The organism is Sphingobacterium sp. R2, assembly GCF_040760075.1.
Lineage (GTDB): Bacteria > Bacteroidota > Bacteroidia > Sphingobacteriales > Sphingobacteriaceae > Sphingobacterium.
Genome location: NZ_CP142884.1, coordinates 3,298,708 through 3,314,135, shown reverse-complemented (window position 1 = coordinate 3,314,135; position 15,428 = coordinate 3,298,708). Strand labels below are relative to the sequence as shown.

The 15,428-nt window shown below is 39.8% G+C and carries 10 protein-coding genes; 4 read left to right on the top strand and 6 right to left on the bottom strand.

Annotated features, from left to right (window positions below; genetic code table 11):
• Window positions 1-8 precede the first annotated feature (8 nt).
• A complete protein-coding gene (locus VXM68_RS13645; protein WP_367209004.1) occupies window positions 9-1,895 on the top strand; it encodes a TonB-dependent receptor plug domain-containing protein in 1,887 nt (628 codons plus the stop codon).
• 154 nt (window positions 1,896-2,049) lie between these two features.
• Here the strand turns inward: VXM68_RS13645 and VXM68_RS13640 are convergent, their stop codons facing one another.
• The 3 genes from VXM68_RS13640 to VXM68_RS13630 all read right to left on the bottom strand — a co-directional run bounded on the left by VXM68_RS13640 (window position 2,050) and on the right by VXM68_RS13630 (window position 4,212).
• Window positions 2,050-2,766, bottom strand: a complete 717-nt coding sequence (locus VXM68_RS13640; RefSeq protein WP_293955147.1) for a ThuA domain-containing protein — start codon at window positions 2,764-2,766, stop codon at window positions 2,050-2,052.
• A 121-nt stretch (window positions 2,767-2,887) separates the two neighbouring features.
• A complete protein-coding gene (gene aroB, locus VXM68_RS13635) occupies window positions 2,888-3,955 on the bottom strand; it encodes a 3-dehydroquinate synthase (protein WP_367209003.1) in 1,068 nt (355 codons plus the stop codon).
• A 50-nt stretch (window positions 3,956-4,005) separates the two neighbouring features.
• Entirely contained in the window at window positions 4,006-4,212 is a 207-nt protein-coding gene (locus VXM68_RS13630; RefSeq protein ID WP_293880833.1) for an RNA-binding S4 domain-containing protein, read from the bottom strand.
• Between the two features lie 95 nt (window positions 4,213-4,307).
• On the opposite strand from VXM68_RS13630, the gene VXM68_RS13625 reads away from it, so the two are divergent.
• On the top strand, window positions 4,308-5,501 hold the full coding sequence (locus VXM68_RS13625) for a proline dehydrogenase family protein (protein ID WP_293955150.1): 1,194 nt from the start codon (window positions 4,308-4,310) through the stop codon (window positions 5,499-5,501).
• Window positions 5,502-5,766: 265 nt separating this feature from the next.
• A complete protein-coding gene (locus VXM68_RS13620) occupies window positions 5,767-7,548 on the top strand; it encodes a long-chain fatty acid--CoA ligase (protein WP_367209002.1) in 1,782 nt (593 codons plus the stop codon).
• Between the two features lie 184 nt (window positions 7,549-7,732).
• Here the strand turns inward: VXM68_RS13620 and VXM68_RS13615 are convergent, their stop codons facing one another.
• A complete protein-coding gene (locus VXM68_RS13615; RefSeq protein WP_293955153.1) occupies window positions 7,733-8,218 on the bottom strand; it encodes a hypothetical protein in 486 nt (161 codons plus the stop codon).
• Window positions 8,219-8,399: 181 nt separating this feature from the next.
• On the opposite strand from VXM68_RS13615, the gene mnmE reads away from it, so the two are divergent.
• Window positions 8,400-9,779: a tRNA uridine-5-carboxymethylaminomethyl(34) synthesis GTPase MnmE gene (mnmE, locus tag VXM68_RS13610; protein WP_367209001.1), complete on the top strand. Its 1,380-nt coding sequence runs from the start codon at window positions 8,400-8,402 to the stop codon at window positions 9,777-9,779.
• A gap of 164 nt (window positions 9,780-9,943) precedes the next feature.
• Here mnmE and VXM68_RS13605 read toward each other — a convergent pair whose 3' ends face one another.
• Complete coding sequence (locus VXM68_RS13605; protein ID WP_294184461.1) at window positions 9,944-11,713, bottom strand: RagB/SusD family nutrient uptake outer membrane protein; 1,770 nt, start codon at window positions 11,711-11,713, stop codon at window positions 9,944-9,946.
• 11 nt (window positions 11,714-11,724) lie between these two features.
• Entirely contained in the window at window positions 11,725-14,970 is a 3,246-nt protein-coding gene (locus tag VXM68_RS13600) for a SusC/RagA family TonB-linked outer membrane protein (RefSeq protein ID WP_367209000.1), read from the bottom strand.
• Window positions 14,971-15,428: the final 458 nt, after the last annotated feature.

Sequence of the window (15,428 nt, the reverse complement as noted above, 5' to 3'; positions counted from 1 at the left end):
ATAAGAGCATGTTGAATAAAAAATTTACGTTGACAAACCTTGCAATAACTTTAAGTATTGTATCTGCAACTGCACAGATTCAAGATACAACAGCATTAGGAGAAGTTATCATTAATCAAAATCGTTTACAAATCCCTTTTTCCAAACAAAGCAAAAATATCCAAATATTGACGCAGGAAGATATACAAAGACTTCCTAATCGATCGATAAATGAATTACTCAGCAGTATCCCGGGAGTTGATATTCGGCAACGCGGACCATTTGGTTCACAGGCAGACATTAGTGTGGATGGCGGTTCGTTTGAACAAACAGCAATTCTACTCAATGGCGTTAAAATTACAGACCCACAAAGCGCTCACCACAACATGAATATACCGGTTCCGCTCGACGCGATTGAACGTATCGAAATCATACGAGGACCAGCATCAAGAATTTTCGGCATTAACGCACTCACAGGAGCCATTAATATCGTAACAAAGAGAATTGAATCAAATCAGATTAGTTCCCAAATATACAGCGGATCCTCATTCAAAGATAATGAACAGACAACTACAGGAATGTATTATGGTAAAGGCGTTCAGCTTGGATCACAGTTTCTAACTAAAAAAACCAGCCACGGATTATATTTTGGCCACGAAGATTCGAATGGACAACGTTACAACACTGCATCTAACAGTAATAAATTATATTACGACGGGACCTATAAACCTAGTACAGGCAATATGGTAAACGCGAACATTGGCTATATCAACAATCAATTTGGTGCTAATGGTTACTATGCTGCTCCTAGTGATAGGGAAGCTTATGAGCAGGTTAAGACCGCTTTCGCTTCCTTGCAGTCAAAGCATCAAATAACTTCGACGTTTTCTCTTAGTCCACGTCTCAGCAATCGTTATAATGAAGATGAATATTGGTATTTAGGAAGGGAAACGACAAAAGGAAGAGCCAAACACTATAGCAATGTTTTTGGCGCAGAAATTAATGCCGCGTTGGAGCAGCATTATGGAACCTTCGGCATAGGGCTTGAAGGTAGATTTGAACACATCAATAGCACCAGTATTGGCCGTCATGAGCGCGAGAATTACGGTGGCTATCTAGAATTCAAGACTGAAGCGATAGAAAAACTGATGATCAATGCCGGAGCCTATATCAATTACAACTCGAAATTTGGCTGGCAGGTCTTTCCAGGTCTCGATTTAGGTTACGATATTACTGAGCATTGGAAGATTATCGTTAATGCAGGATCAAGCCAACGTATTCCTTCTTTTACCGATCTTTACAATAATCAAACGGCCAACATCGGAAATCCAAACCTTACCTCCGAAAATGCCTATCAGATTGAGGGGGGGATCAAGTACCTATCAAATCGAATTGTTGCCCAGGCGGGTTATTTCCATCGGAAAATAGACAATTTCATCGATTGGCAAAAAGATGATGCCAATGCCGGAACTGGAACAATTATTCCTTGGAAACCAACGAATATCGGAAAAAACAAAATCGATGGATTGAATGCATCATTCCGATACAATTTAAATGACCCCAGCGCTACAACACGCTATTTTACCACGCTCAGCTACAATTATCTTCATCCTAAAGTGACATTAGCCGATGGAATACTATCTAAATATGCCATAGAGAGCCTACGGCACCAAGTTATAGTCAATTTTACAATAAATCACAAAAATTGGATGTTAACCAGTTCCAACCGTTTTAATGAACGTATAATTTACAAATCTTATTTTATTGCAGATATAAGGGCGGCCTACCAATTCCATGAATTAAATATCTTTGCAGATGTGCAAAATATACTGGATAAGCGCTATATTGAAGCAGCCGCCGTTCCAATGCCCGGGCGTTGGTTTAGTATCGGTGTAAAATATAAACTGGACTATTAACCCCGATCAAATGGCAAAATTGGTTCTCTTGCCATTTCGCTATCCATTATAAAAAAGTTCCAAATGGAATAACCATTTGGAACTTTTCGTTTTGATATGGACAAATAGAATCATGTAACATGCCCTAGTTAAGAAAACGCCAACGATAAATAAGTTACTTTTTCTTGGGAAGAACAGATAAAATTCCTCCAATTAAATGTTTTTGGAACTCAGGTTCGTCATAAGACTCATCAGTATGTCCAAGCCCAGTATAGAAGACTTTTCCTCCATCGTAGCTTTGGGTCCAGGAGATTGGATGTTGATCCCCCATTTTTCCACCTTGGTAGCTTTTTTCATCCAAATTCATCAAAACATGTAATCCGTCCTTCACGTCCTTGAAATTATACCATTCATCCTTGTGCCACCAGATCGGATCAAGGTGCTTGGTGGCCGGATGTTTTCTGTCCAGCACATCAATTTTGGCTTTTTGTACAGCAGGATGAGACGCAAAATAGGCGCCTACAAGGCCGTTATACCATGGCCAATCGAACTCAGTATCCGTCGCCGCATGGATACCCACAAAACCTTTTCCTGATTGGATATACCGCACAAAAGCTTCCTGTTGCACATTATCGAGAATATCGCCAGTTGTGCTCAGAAAGATAACAGCGTCATATTTTTTCAATCCTTGGTCTGTAAACAATGCAGCATCCTCTGAATGATCAGATTTTATCTTTTCTTTCTCTAGCAATTGTTTAAGTACCTGTGCACCCTTTTCGATGCTTCCGTGCCTAAACCCCTTTGTCTTACTAAAGATCAATACTTGCCTTTGTGCCTGAACAGCAGCTGATATCCCCAAGAGAAGAAACAGAAAAATGAAGATTCTATTCATGATATAAATGGTTATTATGATGATTTAAGTTTAGGTTTACTATTTTCCGCAATGAAATTGCGATAAAAATAGCTGTAAAGAAAAGCCGTGAATACTCCCGTTCCACGGCTTTTCCATTTTATTACTGTGTGATTAGCTCACGGTAAAAATCAAGACTTTCAATAATATCTTCCTCAGAAACGTAGATATCATATTGACAACTGCCAATTTGGTCAAGCAATGCGAAACCGATCTGATTGGACAGGTTTTTCTTATCATTTCGCATCAGATCCAACAAGGCTGTATCAATCGAAGAATGAAATGTGTAGTCGTTGAAATATTTTCTAAAAGTTTGGATCAAATCGTTTAATTCATCCAAAGGCAATCCATTCAATTTATGCGATAGATACCCCTCACAAATCATTCCTACTGCAATAGCTTCTCCATGTAATAAAGGTGAAGCATCGTTCAACAACGAATAACCCTCAATAGCATGACCAATTGTGTGGCCAAAATTTAAAATTTTACGCAGCCCCTTTTCTTTCGGATCCTCAAGGATGACACGGTTTTTGATCGAAACAGAATGTTTGACCAAAGAATTATCGATTTGATCGATCTCCAGTGTTTTCACTCGCTCATAATAAGCCCGATCGAAGATCAGTCCATGTTTGATGACTTCAGCAAAACCTGAGATTAACTGACGTTGATCTAAGGTCTTCAAAAACTGGCTTGAAATAAATACAGCTTCGGGTTGTGCAAAAGTGCCAATAATATTTTTCACACTTCCAATATCAATACCGGTTTTACCTCCAACTGATGCGTCTACCTGGGAAAGTAAAGTCGTCGGAATTTGAATAAAATCCATTCCTCTTTTGAAAGTCGATGCGGCAAATCCTCCCATGTCAGTCACCACACCACCACCAAGATTGATCATCAATGAATGTCGATCGGCTCCGAAATCGAGCATATTATGCCATACACCAATACAGAAATCAATATTTTTATTTTCTTCGCCCGGATCTACTTCTATCACATCATAATTCGCTAAATTGGGTAAAGCTTGCTGAAATAGCGGCAAACAATTATCCAATGTATTGGTATCCACCAATACGATGATCTTTGAGTAATTGCGCTCAGCTAAAAACGCCTCTAAAGAGGCCAACGTATCATCAAAATATACCTGATAGCCCAAACTTTCTATGACTTCCATTCTACGATTCTTTAAGGTTTAAGTTTTCTATTTACCAATATTGTTTAATATTACACCAATTTTATTTGCATCCCATCAAATTCAACAACATCTCCTGGTCTTAATTTGAGTCTTTTCCGGTAATCAACCTGCCCGTTATATTTCACATACCCTTCCGACACAACCCACTGAGCCATAGCACCATGCTCTACCCAATTTAAAGCTTTAAGTAATTGTATAAGCTGTATATATTCGCCCTCGATTTTAAATTCTTGCATTTCACAAAAATAGCGGTTTAACTGGGTAATACAAGAATAATCATCGTTTTAATGCCTACTAAATTGCTACATTTGCCTTATTGCAAATAAAGATTATGATTGAGAATTCTGAGCCCAAGACATTATCCTTTGATAATACAGAGATTGCTTTTAAAAGTAAAAGCGATAAGGATTTGGAAAGAGCGTATTGGTTATTCAAAATAATAGCGAATAACTTCTTGACAAAAGTAGGTCCGTCAATGACCAATTTTGCCCTGAACATTGGATTGCCTATCCAGGGCATCATCCGCAAAACAATCTTCAAGCATTTTTGTGGGGGAGAGACTATCGAAGGTTGCGAAACAGCAATTAACGAATTGGGAGAGAACGGTGTGGGGACGATCCTGGATTATTCCGTTGAAGGAGAAGAAACTGAAAGAGCATTTGACGCCTGCTGCAACGAGGTATTACGCACCGTAGTCGCAGCCAGTAAAAACAAATACATTCCATTTTCAGTATTTAAACCAACTGGATTAGGACGTTTTGAGTTATTTGAAAAGGTCAATGCCAAAGAAACTTTAACAGAGGCAGAACAAGGAGAATACCAACGGATGTTGGATCGTACTGACCGCATCTGTAAAGCATGTCATGCAGCAGGAGTAAAAGTTTTGGTGGATGCTGAACATTCATGGATTCAAGATGCCATTGACGATATCGCTCGTGAAATGATGGAAAAATACAATATGGAAAAACCTATTGTTTATAATACTTATCAATTGTACCGTAGTGATAAGTTGGCATCTTTGAAAGCTGACTTTGAATACGCAAAAGTTAGAGGATTTCACATGGGTGCTAAGATCGTTCGTGGCGCCTACATGGAGATCGAACGTGCTCGCGCCGCTCAAAAAGGTTATTCCGATCCTATCCAGCCAAATAAAGAAGCGTCCGACAGAGATTATAATGAAGCTATTGAATTTATCTTGGATCATTTGGACAACTTTGGACTTATGGCGGGTACACACAATGAGGACAGCAGCATGTTACTGGCAAAGGAAATTGACAGACGTGGTATCGACAGATCAATCGACCGCATTTACTTTGCCCAATTATTGGGCATGTCTGATAATCTGAGCTTCAATTTAGCTGCACATGGCTACAATGTCGCCAAGTACATGCCCTATGGACCGGTTAAGGCAGTCATGCCATACCTTTTCCGTAGAGCGCAAGAAAATACTTCCGTCGCAGGAGCGACAGGTCGAGAGCTCGGGCTTCTGATCAAAGAAAAACAAAGAAGAAAAGCTAGTCGATAACGACTAGCTTTTTTTACAATTGGTGGGCATCAAGTCCATCTGCTTAAGAGCCTATACGCAAATAGTCTCCAAGAAACATCCTACTTTTGATAAGCGCAAAAGCACGCTAACTATCACTCGCCCACTTCGTCCTTTCAAAACAACCTAATTACAAAATTTCATTCCATATTTTTGAAACTATTATTTATGTTTGCAAACTTTTTCCTTAAAAAAAAGTTCATACTGGAAGGGTGCTCCTCCGGAGCTTAAAAGAATACAATTTGAAATGGAAGAAAAACTTAGATTATTTGATCTTGCACGTCAACAGGTCTACAAATACCCCAATCTTGACATATTTGCACGCAAAGTGGACGGCAAGTGGAATTATATCAAAACAGCAGATTTTCTTGAACAAGTAGACAGTCTCTCAAAAGGGCTGATTGAACTTGGCGTAAAACCCAACGAAAAAGTCGGTCTCATTGCCGGCAGCAGTATGGAATGGCATTTGATTGACTTTGCAATCCAGCAAATTGGTGCAGTAGTGGTCGCCATCTATCCAAATATTACGGATACAGACTATCAGTATATCTTTAATGATGCGGAAATCGGAGTTTGCATCGTTAGTAACAAGAGCTTGTACGATCGCCTGATGAACCTAACCGACTCAATCTATACATTGAAGTATATTTTTTGTATCGCCGAACAGGAAGGAACCCGTAGCTGGAAAGAACTTAACGATATAGGGTCCAATTGCTCTCTAGAAAAACTAGCAACGCTACGTGACCAGGTTAAACCTGAAGATCTCGCTACCCTGATTTATACTTCCGGTACAACAGGCAAACCAAAAGGTGTTATGCTTTCGCACAATAATATATTTTCCAATGTATTGGGTGCTGCAGAAATTACGCCCTGTAAGGCATACGACCGAGGTCTAACATTTCTCCCCCCTTGCCATGCTTACGAACGTATGGTCTTATATACGTATATGCACCTTGGTTTTACGATTTATATAGCAGAATCTTTTGATAAGATTGGTGATAATCTAAGAGAGGTAAAACCAAATATCATGACCGTTGTCCCCCGTATTCTAGAGAAAGTCTACGAGAAAATAATGAAGACAGGCCACGATCTTACCGGCTTCAAGAGAAAGTTATTTGACTGGGCAGTTTCCATTGCAGAAGAATATGATCCCAATCCCAAGAAAAGGAGCTTTGGTTATAATATCAAATTGAAACTAGCCAAACAGCTTGTTCTCAATAAATGGTACGAAGCGCTCGGCGGAGAATTGCTCACTGTAGCTTCGGGATCAGCTTCCCTGCATAGTAAACTGACACGCGCTTTCCTGGCTGCTGGTATCCCCTTATATGAAGGCTATGGTATGACCGAGGCCTCGCCATTAATTTCCGTCAATCACTACATCAAAGGAATACGTATTGGCACTGTTGGGCTTCCCGTCCGTTTTGTTGAAATAAAACTAGCTGAAGACGGCGAAATACTGGTTAAAGGGCCTAATGTCATGATGGGATATTATAAGAATAAGACCGAAACGGATAAAACTATCGTTGATGGATGGCTGCATACCGGGGATATTGGGAAGTGGGAAGACGAGATGTTCTTGAAAATCATCGACCGAAAAAAGGAAATGTTCAAAATTTCAGGTGGAAAATATGTCATTCCTCAGCCGATAGAAACGAAACTCGTTGAATCTAAATTTATTGAACAGGCAATGGTGATTGGTGACGGAATGAAATTTGCCTCCGCCTTTATTGTTCCAAACTATGCTCATTTGTTAGACTGGGCCAGAACAGATGCTCCTGAACTTGCAAGCATGACAAAAGATGATTTCCTGACTGACCCGACTATTGTAAAAAAAGTCAATCAGGAGGTACGCCGTGCGAACCAGCATTTTGGCAATTGGGAGCAAATTAAGAAACCAATTATTTTGACAGATGAATTTACCATTGAAAATGGGGAGTTAACGCCAACCTTGAAAATGAAACGTAAGGTGATTCTCGAACACCATCAAGAGGCGTTCAATAACCTCTATCAGATGGAAATGGACGAATAGGCGACGAACAACACGTTAACACAGCATACAGCATTTTTAGGAGTTAAACATAGTATATTAAAGGATACTCGTCCTGATTCTGCTGCGCTATTTTTTTACGGTTACTTTTAAGCAATCGAAGAAAAAAAGAAAAGCCTCATCTTCCAAAGATTGAGGCTTTTTATATGAAAAAGATAAATTATAATTAATCCCAACGATAGTCATTATAAAAGTCTTCGGGATGCCTACTGATTGGCACCTCTTTAACCACACGAATATTAGCTGCTCCCAGATTGACGTTCAACATAAATGAAGGTACACGTGTTGAAAAATTCCAACGACCATTCCGCATATAGACATAACCTCCCCTATAAGGGTCGTAGAATGTTTTGTAATCTCTAAAGTATACATGATGTCTACTATCGTAACGATGTGCACTTGCCCAGGCAGGCACTCCATAACGGTATCCTTTTCGATAAGACTTAGCAAATTCTCTATGATATTTACGATCTTCTTTTTCGCGTTTTTCTAAATATTTTCGATATTCCTTATCCCTTTTCTCTTCATATTTTCTGCGCTCTTTGTCCTGTTTCCATTCACGTTCATGTCCACGATGTTGAGCTGAAGATTGCTGGGGAGCCATGAAGACCAAACCGCCGATTGCCAACGCAAAGTATATTATCTTTCTCATAACAGTATAATTTAAATTTAAAAATTAACCATGTTCGGCCTGTGTTTCAATCTTGTTTTTCACAAGCGCTTCTATGGGTATGACTTCAATGTTTGAACAAAGGTTTAATCGATCATACCGAATTTTAATTTGTCGCGTAATATATAGAATCCATTACTTCAATTTAATGTATCTTTGCAGCATGTCAAATACGGGATATATCACTGAAGATACAATTGTTGCATTAGCGACATCTTCCGGAACAAACGGAGCAATTGCAGTCATACGCGTTTCAGGTCAGCATGCCATAAAAATTACGAACGAAATATTTAAAGGAAAGAATCTGCTTCAACAAGCCTCTCATACGATTCATTTTGGAACCATACGCGATGGTGAAGAAATTATCGATGAAGTACTTGTGTCCTTATTTGTCGCCCCGAACTCTTATACCAAAGAAAATTCGGTAGAAATATCAACACATAACTCCAAATACATTATCGAAAGAGTTGTTAGCTTACTGATCAAAAAAGGAGCACGTGCAGCTCGTCCGGGAGAATTTACTTTACGTGCCTTCCTCAATGGCGGAATGGATCTATCCCAAGCGGAAGCAGTCGCTGATTTGATTGCATCCAATTCGGCAGCATCCCACCAAGTAGCCATGCAACAGATGCGGGGAGGGTTTTCCAATCAGCTTAAATCCCTTCGCGAAGATCTCATACACTTTGCATCACTTATCGAATTGGAGCTTGATTTTTCAGAAGAAGATGTTGAATTTGCGAACAGAGATCAGCTTAAAAATTTAATCCATAAAATACAGGTCATTGTTCAAAAATTAATACAATCTTTTGAACAGGGAAACGTTTTAAAAAACGGTGTACCAGTCGTCATTGCCGGAAAACCTAATGTTGGAAAATCAACGCTACTGAACGCCTTTTTAAATGAAGAACGAGCTATTGTTTCCGACATCGCAGGAACCACCCGCGACACCATTGAGGATGAAATTAATATTCATGGTGTAACATTCCGATTTATTGACACGGCAGGCATACGGGAAACTGCAGATATAATCGAAGCTAAAGGAGTTGAACGTACACGCGAAAAGATGAAACAGGCGCGCTTGATTATTTACCTTTTCGATCCCACACAGGACAAAGTTGAAGAAGTACAAGCTCAGTTACCTGAGATTGAGAATCTCCAAATTCCTTTTGTCACCATTATAAATAAATCTGATCTACTTTCTAAAGAACAGAAAGCGGCTTATCAAGTGCTTAATCCGCTTTATATTTCAGCAAAAGAGCAGACAGGTGTAGAGGAATTAAAGGATGAACTCATCAATCGGGTACAATTAGGAAATCTCAATACAGATGACGTGATGGTGACCAACATACGCCATGTGGAAGCACTAAAAAAAACAACATATTCACTAGAAAGGGTGATATACGGTATAGACAATCCGGTCTTATCCGATTTTCTCGCAATGGATATTCGCCAAGCCTTATATCATCTTGGTGAAATTACAGGCAGTGTCTCTACTGACGATTTATTAGATAATATCTTTTCTAAGTTCTGTATCGGAAAGTAACTCCGAGAAAAAGAATACCAATAAAACCACCTTCTTCACCAAAAGTCAGAAGGTGGTTTTATTGGTATTGAACACTCCATAACTCCTACATCGGAATAGCCCCATTCTTAGGAGGGACGAATACTTTTGAGGAGTTTTCTGCCATACTATATAGAGTGAATGAATTAATCCATGGTTGGATTAAATGCTCCGCCCCAATCTTTATTCTGCTTGATATTTGGATTCTTGTCAATGACAGATTGTGCAATTGGAAAAAAATAATAAGTATCGGGCACCAAATTTACTTTGTTCCCTGTACTTGGAACCTGCAATACGCTATATTTAAACTGATTTTCTCTCAACGTATATGTTTTGGCCAATGCATTCGCATCATCCAGATTCATCTCCGTTCCATTGGAATTTATGGCAATAGCTTCAACCCCATGTTTCGTTGTATTGTTTAGTATATTGAGTTTACGCAACCTTCGCAAATCCCAAAAACGATGCCCCTCAAAGCAGAACTCAATATTGCGCTCCGCTAAAATGGCTTCTCGCAATTGCTCTTTTGTCGTCGCTGTTATCCCATATTTATTATCTGCACCGGGCTCAATTCCCGCCCTTTTTCTTATTTGCGTAACCAAGTCTAGTGCTGTTGCAAAGTTTCCTGTCTCATTAGCTGTTTCAGCATAATTTAATATTACTTCGGCATAACGCATTAACACAAAGTCCACATCATACTGCGTCTCCACTTCTGTTTGCTTCAATGATAATTTAGAATTTTTTAAGATAAAGAATCCACTATACCGATCTAAATTGGAAGAAGGTGTTTTTGCTTTGGGGTTTATACCAAAATCGTCCAACGCTGGAGCAATACCCACCGAAGTGTATTGCCGTTTGCCGGTCTTGCCCGACACTTCATAAACCTTTGCATTCCATACGATAGATTTGTCAAAACGTGGATCGCGGTTTTCCCAATAGGATTGTAAAAATTGTTCTTCTGTTTTATGATATTTACCTGCTTGATCGGAATATAACTTTCCATCTTTCATTGGAAAAGCTTTAACAAATTCCCAGGATGGAACGGAACCGGCCGGCCCCCTACTTTCGGATCCCGGACGTACACCATTATCCCAATTGGCCACTTTATTTGGATAGGCATTAATAACAGCAAAAACAACCTCAGGGCCTTTTTCAACCAGCGCAATGTTAGAATAATCTGGAGTCAAACTATAGCCATCCGCCTTAAGCTGCTCATAAGCTAATTTATTTGCGGTATTGGCCTCCTGCCAATAGGCATTTCCATAAGGATTGGAAGGATTAAACTGTGGTGAAGCTTTGTATAGCAATACCTTAGCTTTAAAAGCGGCTGCAAAATCACCATCAATTTTCCCATAATCTGCCGTTCCTTTTGCTATTGTATTAGGTAATTGCGAAATAGCCTGATCCAAATCTTTAACGATCAGCTCAAAACATTCTTTTGTCGAATTACGGGGCACATTAAGATCATCATTTTTTAGATCTTGCGGTACCGTAATATAAGGAACACCGCCGTGTATCCTGACCATATTGAAATACATAAAGGCACGCATAAACAACGCCTGGCCAATCACCTTTTTTTTAAACTCGTCTTTTAGTGAGGTACTTTCATTGACCTTCTGTATGGCCGTATTGATTTTTCGGATGGTTGTATAATCCCACGATTTGTAAGAAGTATTGTTGACGGTAACCGCATCCAATGGAAAAGCGATGCCGATCAGTTGTTCCGAATTTCCATCTGCACCAGCATTCCAGTTACCAAATAATGGATATAAATTGGCAAGATATCCGTTGACTAGATTTGGATCAGCCCATACCTTAGCTTCATCCAGCGAATTGAGGTCCTCAATATCCAATACATTTTTACAGGAGGACATACACAAGGCCAATGCAATTAAAGGATAATATATTTTTTTCATCTTCTTTTCATTTAAAATTTAACATCAAGTCCAAACGTAAAGGTTTTCATAACTGGATAAGAATCATACAGCTTTTGTTCGGGATCATGAAACTCTTTCATTGGCGAAAAAACAAACAAATTGGTTCCATTAAAAAACAGATTAACATCTTTGACACGCAGTTTCTCTGTCATGCTCTTCGGCAATCGATAAGAAACATTAATGTCACGTAGGCGTAAATAGGCTCCATTTCTTATCCAGAATGATGAAGGAGCCGCACCGGATTCGGCCCATCCGGAGTAACCTGTTGGCCGAGGATATTTGGCGTCGGTATTATCCGGTGTCCAGACGTCAGAAGCCCAAATTGGATAATATGGGCGAAAGGTATCACCGTGCTGACGCATTCCACCGCCTTCTTGATTACTGATCATCCGATCGTAAGCAAGAACCCCCTGAAATAAAGTCGATACATAGAAGCCCTTCCAGCTGGCATTGAATCCAAATCCATAATTGATGCGCGGAGAATTATTGTCCGACAGCAGCTGCAAATCGTTATCGTCAATTTTTCCATCCGGACCACCTGAATAGTTGGCTCCCTGAATATCTTTATATAAGATCATCCCAGGAAAAGGATCCCTTCCGTAGGTCTTAAATCCTTTTGCTTTCAACGCATCAGCTTCGGCCTGCGTCCTTACCAGACCCAGTGCTTCAAAACCAATAATTCGATTTTCAGGTCGTCCAATTCTGGACCGAAAATACTGAGGCTGCCCATTGGTATATGCAGGTTCTTCATCAAAGATGTCCCAACGGTCTTTGGCATACCCCAGGTTGGCATTGAGACCATAAGCCACCTCACCAACCTTATCATTCCAGTTAAAAGAAATCTCGCCGCCTTTATAACTTCTCGCCGCATAATTTTCGGGAGCAAGCAAACGTCCATAATTATCTGGAACTTTCAGTGATCTTCTGCCAAGAATATTGGTTTCTTTACGTGAAAACAGATCAAGACTACCGGTCAGTTTATTATTAACAAATCCAAAATCTAGGCCCAAGTTGACACTCTTAGAAGTCGTCCAAGTGAGGTTCTGCGTTGGTGTTGCGCCATACGCTATACCATTATAATAGCGATCACCAAACATATAGCCGCCCGAAGTGGTATACTTCTCTAAATAACCAAATTGCCCGATCCGATCGGCATTGACATCCAAATCATTACCCGTTGTACCATAAGAGGCTCTAAACTTCAAATCCGATATCGTATTTTTTATATCCGTAAAGAAGTTTTCGTCCGATACACGCCAGGCTGCTGATACTGAAGGAAAAAATCCCCAGCGCTTATCTGTCGGGAATAATGGTGAACCATCGTAACGAAAAGAAAACTCCGCAATATATTTATCCGCATAATTGTAGTTGGCACGCCCTATAATACCACGTCTCGAATCGATCGTTTCATTGGCCGTTGTCGACCTAAAATTGCGATCTGTAGGATAAATAAACATTTGATCCAGGGCTGTAATTGGATTTTCTGCCCGTGAAGTGACATAAGTCCCTCCTTTTTTGGACTGTTCATACACCAATGTTCCGTCTACGGAATGTTTACCAAACTTGCGGTTATAGTTTAAAAACCAGTTTACCTGATATTCCCACAATCGTTGTGGGTTGTAATCCATGAAAGGCTGGCTCTGACTAAACGTAAAAATATTAATATTAGCTTCTGATGGTGGAGCTGGTATAAAGCGGTTGTCATTCGGGTTTAAGGCCGTAAAGGTATAGTTCTTTTGAAAACTCATATAACGCTTGCGCATATAGTCTTGAGCAATGTAACTGCCTACAACTTTTGTCGAAAGGCCCTGTACCAATTTATCCAGCTTCAAGTTTAAGGTCATAATAGGATTGACCTGCCGCACTTTACGGTCTATATAGCGATCTCCGATGACCTGATCGATCACATTCCACGCCTGCCAGCTTCCCATAGGCGTCTGTACAGGATAAGCCGTTGGTGTATTGCTCGGCGTTCCGTCTGCATTTAGATAAAATGGATACATCTTTGGCCAGTTGAATGTAACACGGTAAAAATCAGACACATCAAAATCATCATCATTAGAAGATGTACTGAATGGCCAAAAAAAGCGATTCGAATTCGTCTGGTTGGCTGAAATATTAAAATCCATGCTAAAATCTTCGGTAATCTGCGCGGAAATATTGCTGCGCAGGTTAAATTTCTCATGATCCAAAGATTTATAAGATCCATTTTCTTTACGGTAGCTCAGCAAACTATAATAAGTAATTTTGTCGCCACCTCCATTGACCGATATTGATTGTCGATGTGTAAACGGATTGCGCCAGATAACGTCATTAGCATTGTAATTTTTGTCCTTGAAATAATCAAACTCTTTTTGTCCATTTGGGATGGAAAGAGCACGAAATTCGGCTACCCGATTTTGATAAGTGAGTTCATCTTGCGCAGTCGTTAAATTAGCAAGGAGCTCCTGTGTTGGCATATTGAAAGTATAATTACTTTGTACATTAAAAACAGGGGCTTGCGCTGTTCCTTTCTTTGTCGTTACCACCACTACACCGTTACCGGCCCGGGTGCCATACACTGCGGCAGTTGCAGCATCTTTTAAGAAGGTCATTTGGTCAACCTCGTTCGCTTCAAGCACATCGAAGGCAGCTTTATCGCGAACTACTCCATCAATTACATAGAGTGGCTCGGCAAAACTCCCCCGGATACGTAAGCTCGACGATGCTCCGGCCATCCCCGAAGTATTGGTGACATTGACACCCGCGGCTCTACCGGCCAGTGAATTGGAAAGATTTGAACTGGGGATGTTTTTTAACTGCTCTGCATTGACGGTAGCGACAGAACCGGTAATGTTCCCTTTTCGTTGCTTACCATAGCCAATGATCACGACCTCTTCAAGCGCCTGATCACTTGATACCATAACTACGTTCAGGTTACTTTCGGAAACCGCTACCTCCTGTTTTGTAAACCCTTGATAGTTCACGACCAAAAAATCACCACGCTTAGCGCGAATAGAAAAAACACCTTGTTGATTGGAGGACGCTTGAACGGATGTTCCTTTGACAGTGATCGTAGCACCGGCTAACGCCTGACCTTTATCATCTTTGATGATCCCTGTGACCTGATCTTGATCGACAATAGCATTGATCGGATCCAGATTGAGCGCGTAAGAATCGGGCTTACTAAACAGCAGGCAGAGCCCCAAAAGGCTAATGGGTCTCGCCTTTCCGTGAAGAAAAAAATTTCTCATCATAATTACAAATTGGTTTAAAATAATAAAGAACCGTGGGGTTCAAATTTGGTTTATTCAATTAGCTAGCTTTTCTTTTTATAAAAAACAGTAAAAGTATATTAGATTATGTATTAAATTTAGATAACAAAATCCTATTAAAGAAATAAAAAGTATTATTTAAATCAACGTGCACATAAACGTTACATGTAGGATAGGTAATGGAACGTCTTAAAAAATTGAATTCCGCAGATCACCTAAAAGCATTTCTTGGGATATATTCATCTATTCCTTTGAAAAAATGACCTCCTTCCGCAACAATACCATAGGAGATCAATCCATGGGCACTATCAATTCGCTATATTGATTTTTTTTTAAAAAATGACACCTTTCACTTGATTCCGAAGATCTTACCAAGTTGATTTGTGCGAATGCGAGTACCAGAAATAAAAAAAGTAAAATCAGTATAAAATAAAAAACAA